At 39.8% G+C, this 12,614-nt stretch carries 8 protein-coding genes; all 8 read left to right on the top strand.

Annotated elements, in window-relative coordinates:
* Positions 1-257: 257 nt before the first annotated feature.
* A complete protein-coding gene (locus KJS37_RS06910; protein ID WP_213496564.1) occupies positions 258-2,597 on the top strand; it encodes a BspA family leucine-rich repeat surface protein in 2,340 nt (779 codons plus the stop codon).
* 222 nt (positions 2,598-2,819) lie between these two features.
* Entirely contained in the window at positions 2,820-4,316 is a 1,497-nt protein-coding gene (gene glpK / locus KJS37_RS06905) for a glycerol kinase GlpK (protein WP_017369574.1), read from the top strand.
* 36 nt (positions 4,317-4,352) lie between these two features.
* A complete protein-coding gene (glpO, locus tag KJS37_RS06900; RefSeq protein WP_213496562.1) occupies positions 4,353-6,182 on the top strand; it encodes a type 1 glycerol-3-phosphate oxidase in 1,830 nt (609 codons plus the stop codon).
* Positions 6,183-6,233: 51 nt separating this feature from the next.
* Positions 6,234-6,971, top strand: coding sequence for an MIP/aquaporin family protein (locus tag KJS37_RS06895; protein ID WP_017369576.1), 738 nt, complete (start codon positions 6,234-6,236; stop codon positions 6,969-6,971).
* A 195-nt stretch (positions 6,972-7,166) separates the two neighbouring features.
* Entirely contained in the window at positions 7,167-8,660 is a 1,494-nt protein-coding gene (locus tag KJS37_RS06890; RefSeq protein WP_213496560.1) for a PTS fructose transporter subunit IIC, read from the top strand.
* A gap of 14 nt (positions 8,661-8,674) precedes the next feature.
* Positions 8,675-9,127 (top strand): PTS sugar transporter subunit IIA, encoded by a 453-nt coding sequence (locus tag KJS37_RS06885; protein ID WP_213496558.1) that lies wholly within the window; start codon positions 8,675-8,677, stop codon positions 9,125-9,127.
* Between the two features lie 57 nt (positions 9,128-9,184).
* The gene (locus KJS37_RS06880; protein WP_213496556.1) at positions 9,185-11,803 is read left to right on the top strand and encodes a glycoside hydrolase family 38 N-terminal domain-containing protein; all 2,619 of its coding nucleotides are present in this window, start codon (positions 9,185-9,187) and stop codon (positions 11,801-11,803) included.
* 9 nt (positions 11,804-11,812) lie between these two features.
* Entirely contained in the window at positions 11,813-12,610 is a 798-nt protein-coding gene (locus KJS37_RS06875; protein ID WP_213496553.1) for a MurR/RpiR family transcriptional regulator, read from the top strand.
* Positions 12,611-12,614: the final 4 nt, after the last annotated feature.

Raw genomic sequence — 12,614 nt, 5'->3', positions numbered from 1 at the left:
CAGCACAGCACAGCACAGCACAGCACAGCACAGCACAGCACAGCACAGCACAGCACAGCACAGCACAGCACAGCACATCTCGTGTCCTATGAGTTTGTGTGCCTCTTAATTCCACATAAATCACTAAATTGTGGCATTTGTGTGCGATAAAAAAGGAGGGTGATATGAAAACAAAGAAGAATAATAAATTAATATTTATAAGTAAAACGAGACAAATTTTAACCTTTGCTGCTTTAGTGGGGCTTATTGGTAATTCTGTGCTTAGTGGCATTGCTGCTCTAGCAACAACTCTCTCGCCTGATGTTGAAACCAGAACAGAGGTAGAGTCCCCACTTCTGGATATTAAAAACCAAGAACTTCTAGGTAAGTCAGAAGAGAAAGATATAGAAAAAAGTGGGGTAATTAAGGGAGAAGAGATAGATGATTCTAATGTTCTGGAAAGTACTTTCTCAACCCACAGTGAAGTTGCGACAGAAGAAATACCTTCGCAAACTTTGGAGGCTGATTTAGAGACGAATAATTCTGAGGCAGTTCCTACGCAAGCAATGACAGTTTGGGGAGAAGTGAATGCGGTGTGGGATAGTAATTCGGCTACATTAACACTTCTAAGCGGTACAATAACTGAACCAACTGCTTTGGGCAATCTTTCACGAAACCAAGTGAGACGCATTGTTTTTGAAGGAAAGGTGAATGTTGGCGCCAGTGGTAGCTTGGCCAATATTTTTATGAACATGACAGTTCTTGAAACGATTGACAATTTGACGTATCTTGATACAAGTGGGGTGACAAACATGTCCCAGATGTTTAGGAGTACACCACAGCTAGCTTCAGCAGAATTATCATCACTTGATACTCGCGCTGTTACTACGATGCTTGGCATGTTTCAGGGAGCAGGTTTTGAAAAGATAGACTTATCTTCATTTGTTACAGATAAGGTTATAAACATGAGCAGTATGTTCCAAGGGTCAAATTTAAAGCATATAGATGTCTCTTCTTTTAACACGTCTAGAGTTACGACTATGAGAGATATGTTCGGTTATACACACAATTTGATTGATATTGAGGGGTTAAATGTATTTGATACGCAATCTGTAACAAGTATGTACGGAATGTTTTGGTTTGCAAATAGATTAAAGAGCTTGGATTTGTCACATTTTAAGACAGAAAATGTTAGGAATATGAGCTACATGTTTGCAAGTGCGCATAATCTCACCTATTTAAATCTGGCAAACTTTAAAACAGATGAAGTTCAAGATATGAGTTCGATGTTTGGAGGGACGTGGGGGTTAGACTATTTGGACTTGTCTCATTTTGATACTAGTGCAGTGACTGATATGAACCATATGTTTACGGGCTCCCAAATTGCCAAGCTTGATATAGATAAAGAAAACTTTGATACCAGTTCTGTCACAGATATGTCTCTTATGTTCGCCCATACACGCAATCTTGAGAGGCTTGATTTAAGTGGTTTTGACACAAGGGCTGTCACAAATATGGAAGAGATGTTTTGGATGGCAACTTCATTAACCGAACTTGACCTCTCTTCCTTTGAAACACCAGCACTTACTCGAATGACAAGCATGTTTACTGATGCAAGTGCTTTAAAAAAATTGGATATATCTTCTTTTGATACAATGAATGTTGCAGTAAACAATAGAAGGAGTCTTTTTCAAGGTCTAACTTCTTTAGTAGAGATTCATTTAGGCGCAAATACCAATATCATCAACTCTGCTTTGCCTAATGAGACGACAACACCAGGTTTCCTCAACTCTTGGAAGCGAGAATTACAGAGAAAGCAGGTGGGTTGGATAAGTTCTCAAGATTTAATGGTTTTATCTGAAAATAGTGATCAAGCGGCTGGAATCTGGAGACGTGTACCCTATCAAACTATGGTTGAAGTCAAGAATAGCAGTCTTTTTGTAGGTGAGAGTTGGGAAGCGAAAGATAATTTTATCAGCGCTACCAATCGTTTTGGAGAAGATGTAGAGTTTGATCAAGTTACTGTGGAGGGTGATGTCGATACTGATAAGGCAGGTACCTATAAAGTGACTTATGCTTATGATGGTGTGGAGGCGACAGCTGAAATTGTAGTCAAAGCCATTCAAACTTCTGTGCAAGTCAAGGATAGTTCAATATTTGTTGGAGAAACTTGGGAAGCTCAGGACAACTTTATCAGCGCCACGGACCGCTATGGTGAATTAGTCCCCTTTGATCGTATCAATGTAACAGGTACAGTAGAGACAGAGACAGCTGGCACTTACAAAGTGACTTATGCTTATGATGGTGTGGAAGAGATGGCTAGAGTTACAGTTAAAGATAGAGGAAGCAACGGCAATGGAGCTCCCGATGGCGGAGAGAGTAATAATGAAGGCACTGAATCAAACAATGGAGACGGAACAAATGGAACTGGAACTTCTGGTGAAGATGATGATAAGAGAGAAAGGCCTCATTATTCTGACAATAATGAGGATGAACACAAGCAAACAAGCACTGATAATTTGCCAAGTACAGGAGAACTTGGGGGGCTGTTTGGCGTGCTTGGCTTAGCCAATTTAATTCTTGCCATAACATTGTGGCTTAAACAAAGAAAAGTGTAGTAGAGCTGGTCTCAAATTTACAATATATCGATAATAATAAGAGAGAAAAGTTTCATCTTCATTAACTATCAATACACAAAGCTTCTCAGTAATTGAGAAGTTTTTTATATTTTAAAAAGGACACTTTCAATTTTTTTTGAAATTTCTTAAAAAATGAAAGTATTTAATTACTCGTAAATGCTATAATAAGAAACATAGAAAGCGTTTACAAAGGAGAAAAACATGACAGAAACTTCTTACATTATGGCAATTGACCAAGGTACAACAAGCTCAAGAGCTATTATATTTGATAAACAGGGCAAACATATCGGCAGTTCCCAAAAGGAATTCACACAGTACTTTCCTCAAGAAGGTTGGGTAGAACATGATGCCAACGAGATTTGGAACTCTGTTCAATCTGTTATCGCAGGAGCTTTTATCGAATCTGGTATCAAACCTGTACAAGTTGCCGGTATTGGGATAACTAACCAACGTGAAACAACTATTATCTGGGACAAGAAAACAGGAAAACCCATCTATCATGCCATTGTTTGGCAATCACGTCAATCTGCCGATATTGCCAATGGTCTTAAAGAAGCAGGGCATGAGGAGCTCTTCCACAAAAAGACAGGACTTATTGTTGATTCATACTTTTCAGCCACAAAGATTCGTTGGATCCTTGATCACGTAGAAGGAGCTCAAGAGCGTGCAGAACGAGGCGAGCTCCTCTTTGGAACTATCGATACTTGGCTCTTGTGGAAGTTGACAGATGGTGATGCACATTATACTGATTATTCCAATGCTAGCCGTACGATGCTCTACAACATTCACGAACTGAAATGGGACGAAGAAATCTTGAAGATTCTTAATATCCCAGCTTCAATGCTTCCTGAGGTCAAATCAAACTCTGAAGTATACGGTGTGACTAAAGGCTTCCATTTCTTCGGCTCTGAAGTACCAATCTCTGGTATGGCGGGAGACCAGCAGGCTGCATTATTTGGTCAAATGGCCTTTGAACCTGGAATGATTAAAAACACCTATGGTACAGGTTCATTTATCGTTATGAATACAGGTGAGAAACCACACATTTCGAAAAATAACATGCTGACAACGATAGGCTATGGTATTAATGGAAAAGTTTATTATGCCTTAGAAGGAAGTATCTTTGTTGCAGGATCATCCATTCAATGGTTACGTGATGGTTTAAAGATGTTGGAGCGTGCCAGTGATTCGGAAGAAGTTGCACTCCAATCAATGAGTAAAGATGAAGTCTATGTTGTTCCAGCATTTGTCGGCCTTGGAGCTCCATATTGGGACCAAGAAGCGCGAGGCGCAATGTTTGGCTTGACACGTGGAACAACAAAAGAAGATATTGTGAAAGCAACCTTGCAAGGGATTGCTTATCAAGTTCGTGATGTAGTCAGCACTATGAAAGAAGATACAGGAATCGATATGTCTGTGCTCAAGGTAGACGGGGGCGCTGCAAACAATGAATACTTGATGCAGTTCCAAGCGGATATCCTGAATATCCCAATCCAACGTGCGGGTGATTTGGAAACAACAGCACTTGGTGCAGCCTTCCTTGCAGGTCTGGCGGTCGGCTTTTGGAAAGATCTGGAAGAGCTTAAAGAATCCTATGAACCGGGCAAAATTTTCCAAACTCAAATGCCAGAAGAACGCAGAGAAGAACTTTATGCCGGTTGGAAAAAAGCCGTGAATGCGACACGCGCTTTCAAATAATAATCAATCAGACAGTAACCTAAAAGGAGAATAGAAATGGCTTTTTCTAAAAAAACAAGACAAGAAGCAATCACAAAAGTTCAAAATGAAGAAATGGATTTACTCGTTATCGGAGGGGGGATTACTGGTGCTGGCTTGACTTTACAAGCGGCAGCGGCCGGGATGAAAGTGGCTGTACTTGAAATGCAGGACTTTTCAGAAGGTACATCCTCACGCTCGACAAAACTCGTGCATGGTGGGATCCGCTATCTCAAAAACTTCGATGTGGAAGTTGTTTCTGATACAGTTTCAGAACGTGCTGTTGTTCAAGGCATTGCACCACATATTCCTAAGCCAGATCCGATGTTACTTCCTATCTACGATGATGAAGGCAAGACAACATTTGATATGTTTTCTGTGAAAATTGCGATGGATTTGTATGACCATTTGGCCGGTGTGGATGAAGACTCACCATATGCTAACTATACTATCTCACCAGAAGAAGTATTGCGTCGTGAGCCACTCATCAAGAAAAAAGGGTTACAAGGAGCTGGTGTTTATCTTGACTACCGTAATAACGATGCACGCTTGGTAATTGATAATATCAAAAAAGCCGTAGAAGATGGTGCGCAAGCTATTAGCAAGATGAAAGTGATTGATTTTATCTATACCGATGGACAAATCTCAGGTGTTCGTGCGCGTGATTTGTTGACAGACCAAGTCATTGAAGTCAAAGCTAAACTTGTGATTAATACAAGTGGTCCTTGGGTAGATAAGATTCGTTACCTGAACTTCACACGTCCTATCGTGCCAAAAATGCGTCCCACAAAAGGTGTTCATCTGGTAGTGGATGCGGCCAAACTACCTGTACCACAACCAACTTATTTTGACACAGGCAAACACGATAAACGTATGGTCTTTGCTATTCCCCGTGAAAATAAAACTTATTTTGGTACGACAGATACGGATTATCATGGCGACTTTACTGATCCAAAAGTCACTCAAGAAGACGTGGATTACCTCTTGGATGTCATTAATTTCCGTTACCCTGAAGCAAATATCACGATTAATGACATTGAAGCTTCATGGGCTGGATTGCGCCCCCTATTAGGTGGAAATTCTGGTTCAGACTATAACGGTGGGGATAATGGTGCGGTTTCTGAAACCAGCTTTAACGCTGTCGTTGAGGCAGTGCTCCGCTATAAAAATAAAACAGCAACAAAAGCCGAAGTAGAACATTTGTTGAACAATATGGAATCAAGTCTTTCCGAAAAAGGAGATGCACCATCTTCCGTATCGCGTGGAAGTTCCCTCGAACGTGAGAGCGATGGTTTGATTACTCTAGCGGGCGGTAAAATTACGGACTACCGTAAAATGGCTGCGGGTGCGATGGAGCTTATCTGCCAACTGCTTAATGAGGACTTTGGTTTGAAATATGAACCTATAGACTCTAAAAAATACCAAATCTCTGGTGGTGAATTTGACCCAACTAAGGTTGAAGAAGTTGTTGCTGAAAACATGAAAGTTGGAGTTGCTGCAGGACTTACAGAAGAAGAAGCAAAATACATCGCGGACTTTTATGGCATGAACGCCCTCCAAGTGTTTGCCTATGCTTCTGAAATGGAACCATATGAAGGTCTATCTCTCGCCGAATCAGCACGTTTGCGTTATGCGCTTGAAGATGAAATGATCTTGACGCCAGTGGATTACTTGCTTCGCCGTACCAACCATATCTTATTTATGCGTGAAGGCGTAGATGCCATCAAGGTGCATGTTGTTAATGCCATGGCGGAATACCTCGTCTGGTCTGAAGAAGAAAAAGCAGAACAAGAAAAAGCTTTGGAAGAAGCACTTCGTGAATCTGACTTGTCGGACTTGAAGAAGTAGAAGAGTCCAACGATGATTGAAACAAATAAAATATAGAAAAAAGGAGTCAATATGCACTCAGAAATGGTACAATTACTCGGTGAATTTTTAGGAACGTTTATCTTAATCCTTCTTGGTAACGGTGTAGTTTCAGGCGTTGTTCTGAACAAGACGAAAGCAACAGGAGCAGGGTGGGTTGCTATCACACTCGGTTGGGGTTTTGCAGTAATGATGGGGGTTTACATTTCCGGATTTATGTCGCCTGCCCACTTGAATCCAGCAGTAACAATTGCAATGGCAATGATTGGTAGCTTTAGCTGGAGTTTGGTTTTCCCTTATATTATCGCGCAAATGCTCGGGGCAATGGTTGCCAGCATTATCCTCTACCTGATGTTTTATCCTCACTATGCTGAAACTAAAAATCCAGCAGATATCTTAGGTACATTTTCTACAGGCCCAGCCATTCGTCAGACGGGGTCGAACTTAATCAGTGAAATTGTTGGAACAGCAGTCTTAACGACAGGTATTCTGGCCTTTGGGCAATACGCAATTACGCAAACTTCTGGTGTTTCACCTCTTTTAGTGGGTGCTATCATCACAGCCATTGGTTTATCACTTGGTGCGACAACCGGTTACTCTTTGAATCCTGCACGTGACTTAGGTCCTCGTATCATGCACGCTATCTTACCTATCAAGGGCAAAGGAGATTCTGACTGGTCTTACGCATGGATTCCTGTCGTAGGTCCAATCATTGGCGGTAGCTTAGGCGCCCTTCTCTTTAACATGGTTATTCAATTTGCAAGTAAATAAATTGAAATATTAGACAAAAGCAGAGTTAGACAAAGATCTAGCTCTTTTTTTTATGAAAAAAATACCAGTAATCCTCCAGCTTATGGGAATAAAAACTAAATAAAGAAAACGCTTTATTTTATCTTGCTTTTGAAAATAAGAGGTGCTATATTACAAATATAACAAAACTAAAAGAAAAATTTTGGAGGAAACAAAATGTCGAAAAAAATAGTAGCCGTTACGGCCTGTGCTGCTGGAATAGCGCACACCTATATGGCCGCCGAGTCTATCGAAAAAGCGGCTAAAAAAATGGGCTATGAGGTTAAAGTAGAGACAAATGGAGCTATTGGAGCAGAGAATGTCTTAACTCCTGAAGAGATCGAAAACGCAGATCTTGTACTTGTTGCCTCAGACATTAAGATTGATCCGATTCGTTTCACAGGTAAGCCTCTTTATGTTACAAAATCTATTCCGGCAATTGAAGATTCGGAAGCTTTGATAAAAAAAGCATTCACTGAGGCTGAAGTTTTTGGCAAGAAAGGAAGTAAGGTAGGGAATATTCAGATTGGTAATGATAAAGATAAGGTTACTTTTCTAACCCATGTGATGAGTGGTATTTCTTATATGGTGCCAATGGTCATCGCTGCAGGTCTTCTCCTTACCATTGCTAATCTCTATGCCTTTCAAAGGGACGAGCTAGGACGTATTGTCAAGTGGGGGTTTGACAATACAACACAAATGGGCTTCCTCATGGAAAAACTCTTTTATGTTGGGCAGATGGGTTTTAAACTAATGATTCCACTATTTGCTGGTTTTGTGGCAAATTCCATTGCAGACAAACCCGCAATAGCTCCTGCCATGATTGGTGCTTATCTTGTTAATGACCCAGAATTTTTAGGAACTGAAGCAGGTGGAGGTTTTATTGGTGCTATTATTGTGGCTTTCATTGTTGGCTATATGGTCAAAGGATTGAAAAAAATAAAATGGCCTAAAATTGTTATGCCAATCGTGCCAATTATGATTATTCCTTTTATTGCAACAGCAGTTATCAGTTTGATTGTGCTTTATATCATCGGGAATCCAATCTCAGTGGGGATGGATGCTATGTATGATGGGTTAACCAACTTAAATAATAATTTCGCAGGTGCACCCATCATTATCGGAGCCATTTGTGGCGCAATGATAGGGTTTGACTTGGGTGGACCAATCAATAAAACGGCTTTGGTGTTTGGGACAGCAATATTTACCGATACAATGACAAAATACGGTATTGAAGGTGCAAACTTTGTACCCGGTACAGCAACACAAGCAGCGATTTCGGTAGCTCCCTTAGGTGTATGGTTGGCTACGATATTATTTAAAAATAAATTTTCAAAAGATGAAAAAATTGCTGCCAGTGCAGCCTTCGGTATGGGGATTGTCGGTGTCACTGAAGGAGCTATTCCATTTGTGGCAGCACATCCTGTACGAATGATTTTCTCAAACGTTGTAGGATCAGCTGTTGCAGGCGGACTTATCTCAGCTACTGGTTCGAAATTTTATGGCGGTATTGGCTCACCACTGGGGACCTTTATTGGTTATATTGAGCAACCGATTCCTTTTGTAACATGGATTTTGTGCGTATGTGCAGGTATTTTGACCACTGCATTATTGATTGGATTTACACGAGGTATTGAATTCAAAAAACCAGTAAAAGTTAAAGCAAAATAAGAAGGTGAATAAAGATGAACAAAGAAGTTTTTAATCAAGAACATATCCTTTTCGATACAAGCGCACGTACACAGGAAGAAGCCTTTGCAGTTATTGCACAGTTTGCACATTCTCTGGGCTTTGTGGACAATGAAGCTAAATATTTTGAAGGCCTAAAACAGCGAGAAGCAGAAGCAACAACAGGGTTCAAAGACCATATCGCCATTCCTCATTGTAAAGATAAAACGAACTTAAAGCCGGGCATGTTTTTTGTTAGATTTGCCAATGAAATTCCTTGGAATGCTTTGGATGGCAAACCCGTGAAAGTTGCTCTGGCACTTACGATTCCTGAGGAAGGTGCGACTGAGCACTTGAAGTTGCTGAGCTTAATCGCTCGAAAACTAATCGATGATCAATTTCGTAAAGATATTTTATCAGAGAAAGACCCGAATAATCTGACTGCCGTTATAGATAAAATTGATTTTTAACTCAAAGGTCAAATCATCTTGATTTGGCCTTTTGAAAAAATGAATAAGGAAGTAAAAATGAAGAAAAAAGTACACGTCATTCATCATACACACTGGGATTTAGAATGGTATTTTACTCATAATGAATCTTTCGTCCAGTTGGCTTATCATTTGGATGAAGTAATGAGCGCTTTGGAGAATAATGAAATTTCTTATTATCTCCTCGATGGGCAAATGAGCATTTTGGATGACTACCTCCAAAGTTTCCCTGAACAAAAAACACGACTCAAAAAGTTGGTTCAAGCTGGAAAACTCTGGATTGGTCCATGGTATACTCAAACAGATGAACTCATCATAAGTGGCGAGTCAATCGTGAGAAATTTGACTCTGGGAATGGAACTAGCAGAAGATTTGGGCGGTTATATGAATATCGGTTACCTGCCAGACTCTTTCGGCCAGAGCAAAGATATGCCTAAGATATATCAAGGTTTAGGAATTGATCGTACAGTCTTTTGGCGAGGATTGCCGCAGGAAAAAACAAGGGACCGCGAATTTTATTGGCAAGCTGAAGATGGTTCAAAAGTTTTAGCCGCAAATATTAAGGATGGTTATTTTGTCGGCGTTGGACTTATTCATAGTGACCAAACCCAAGAACTTATGACACAGATTGAAGACGGTGCTGTGGGGCAACATCTTGTCTTACCTGTAGGAGGAGACCAGCGTTATGTAGATTTTAACCTACGTGAGCGGATTGATTTTTACAACCAGAAACTGAGTGGCTATGAGTTAAAAGAAAGCAATTATGAGGAGCTATTCTCCGAACTCGAAAAAGAGGAACTGACCACAATTGAAGGGGAATTTATCTCCAGCTCAGTCTCGAAAATCCATCGCTCGATTTATTCTTCACGTTACGACCATAAGTATTTGAATGATAAGCTGGAAAGACGGATGATTTATCAAGTAGAACCACTTGTTCTTATGGCTGAAAAACTTGGTATTGCTAACAAGCAGGGCTTAATTGACAGAATCTGGAAACTACTGGCAAAAAATCAAGCCCACGACAGTGCGGGCGGCTGTAATAGCGATAAAACCAATCGCATTATTCGCGAACGCTTTATCGAAGCAGACCAACTGTCTTATTCAATAGTCGACTACTTGACCAGAAAAATCAGTGAGTCACAGAAAAAAGTTTGTGACCATCAAGTCAGCATTTTTAATACCCTGCCTTGGGAAGTAACTAAAACGGTAAAAATTAATGTCTCTACTGAGTTTGAAGATATCCAACTGAAAAATACAGCAGGGGAAGCGATCAGTTTTGATGTTCTGGCAAGAAATAAAGAATATTCTGGTGAAATTAGACGCGAAGAGACTGCTCAAGATCCGGATAAATATTATTATATTCATGAACTGGCTGTAGAAGTTACGGTTCCTGCGCTTAGTTTTGTGAATTACTTCGTTGAAGAAAGTCAACGGTCAAGCATGGTCATCAGCGAAGACAAGCAAGATTATATTGAAAATGATTACTACAAGCTGAGCTATGAAAAAGGACAGCTTCATTTATTTGATAAGAAAAAGCAGCAAAGTTATGACAACATCTTATCTTTTGAAGATGGTGGTGATGAAGGTGATACTTACGATTACTCACCAGCTCATGCAGATTGTGTCTTTGATTTGACACTTACGGGAAGTGAGCGAAAAGCTTTTTGTGGGGAAAATTATCAAGAGCTGATTTTGACTGGTACTTGGGACCTTCCCAAGGATTTGAAAGAACGTGCAGAAGGCATTTGCCAACAAAAACAAGACTACGAATTAAAAATTACCTTAAAGAAAGGGAGCAAGCATCTCGAATGCCATTTGACGATAGATAATCAAGTGTTGGACCATCGTATGCGTGCAGTCATCAATCTTCCTTTTGCTAATCAATATTCTTACACAGATACGCCTTTTGGCACAGTGAAGCGTGAAGCAGAAGATCCGCATTTGAAAGATTGGCAAGAAATCGGCTGGCGTGAAGAACCAACAGCTATTTACCCCATGCTAAAATGGGTTAATGTTCACGATGATAAAAACAGTTGGACGGTTTTTGCCAAAGGAATCAAAGAATATCAATTAATCGGGGAAAATCACCATCAGTTAGCTTTAACCCTCTTTCGAAGTGTCGGATTTTTAGGACGGCCTGATTTGCTCAGAAGGCCAGGTGTAGCTTCAGGTAATGCTTTTAAGTACATCCCAACACCTGATAGCCAATTATTGGAAAAATTAACATTCAAATTTGCCATAAGTTTAGAACAGGATTATAACCCCGCACGACTTGCTCAAAGTTACCTTGATTATGCTTTATCCTTGCCTTTCTATCAAATTCAGAGTCTAAATCTTTTTACAACGACTTTAAAATATTTTGTGTCAAATACCTTGAAAGAAAAAATTTGCAGTCCCCAAAATATCAGCTTGAAAGCGCCTGACCTTGTATTTAGTTCACTCCGTAAGAATAAGCTTTACGGAGGTTGGGACTTACGGGTGTATAATCCAAGTACCCAAGCTGTTCAGGGTGAGAATTTTATTCTGTCAGAGCAGGAGCTTCGCTATGAGTTTGTGGACCTGAAAGGAATCGCGCTGACCGAACGACAAAAAAATAGTAAAATTAATCTGGGAGATTTTAGAGCAGGACAGATTAAAACTGTTCATTTCATAGATTGAGGAAAAATCATGAAGGAAGATATTTTCATATTAATTGAATCGCACCGTTTGGAATTAACCTATGTTGAGGAGATTATAGCCAACTATTTTATCAGTAAAAAGGCACCGCTGAATATAGATAAATTAGCACAAACACTAGCTGTATCAAAGGCATCGATTACTCGCTTTTGTAAAAAGATTGGTTTGGATAATTACAAGGAACTCATGTTTTTATACAACCTTTCCTTGGATAAAAAAGAAGAGCCATCGATTTCATCAGCAGTGACAGCTATTTACCACGCTTTAGCCACACGAAGTGATAATGCTTATTCTGAGGTGGAAGTGGACAAGCTGTGCGCTTTAATAAAAGATCATAACATCATTCATTTTTTTGGAAAAGGCTTTAACAGTTATACAGGAGCTGATTTTTCATTCAAATTTTCACGGTTTGGCAAGTATGTTCGTGTCATTTCAGAGGAAAAGTCAATCTTAATGTCAGCAGAATTTGCCCGTGAGGGTGAAATGATACTCGCGGCATCCTTGAGAGGAATAGACACCAACCTTCTTGAAGCGATGACCATAACAAAGGAAAAAAATATTCCGATAGCACTGATTACTTCCAATCCTAATTCTGATTTGATTAAACAAGCAGATATTACACTAATTTCAGCGGGCTTAACACATGAAGAATCTATCGGTAATATCTCACCACAAATTCCGATTTTGATTCAATTAGACATACTTTACGAACGCTATCTTCATCTCTTTTCTGATTCTGTAAAGAAATGGATAAAATCTGAAGAAATTTTACATAAAAATAAAAAATAAGAAG

It is taken from the genome of Lactococcus formosensis (assembly GCF_018403745.1).
In the GTDB taxonomy this organism is placed as follows: Bacteria; Bacillota; Bacilli; order Lactobacillales; family Streptococcaceae; genus Lactococcus; species Lactococcus formosensis.
Note: the sequence above shows the minus strand (reverse complement) of the source record. Positions and strands in the feature narration are given on the sequence as shown.

Excerpts from the sequence above, each read along its gene's own strand:
- KJS37_RS06875 (WP_213496553.1), top strand. The coding sequence starts at position 11,813 with ATGAAGGAAGATATTTTCATATTAATTGAATCGCACCGTTTGGAATTA.
- KJS37_RS06880 (WP_213496556.1), top strand. The coding sequence starts at position 9,185 with ATGAAGAAAAAAGTACACGTCATTCATCATACACACTGGGATTTAGAA.
- KJS37_RS06895 (WP_017369576.1), top strand. The coding sequence starts at position 6,234 with ATGCACTCAGAAATGGTACAATTACTCGGTGAATTTTTAGGAACGTTT.
- KJS37_RS06885 (WP_213496558.1), top strand. The coding sequence starts at position 8,675 with ATGAACAAAGAAGTTTTTAATCAAGAACATATCCTTTTCGATACAAGC.
- glpO (WP_213496562.1), top strand. The coding sequence starts at position 4,353 with ATGGCTTTTTCTAAAAAAACAAGACAAGAAGCAATCACAAAAGTTCAA.
- KJS37_RS06890 (WP_213496560.1), top strand. The coding sequence starts at position 7,167 with ATGTCGAAAAAAATAGTAGCCGTTACGGCCTGTGCTGCTGGAATAGCG.
- glpK (WP_017369574.1), top strand. The coding sequence starts at position 2,820 with ATGACAGAAACTTCTTACATTATGGCAATTGACCAAGGTACAACAAGC.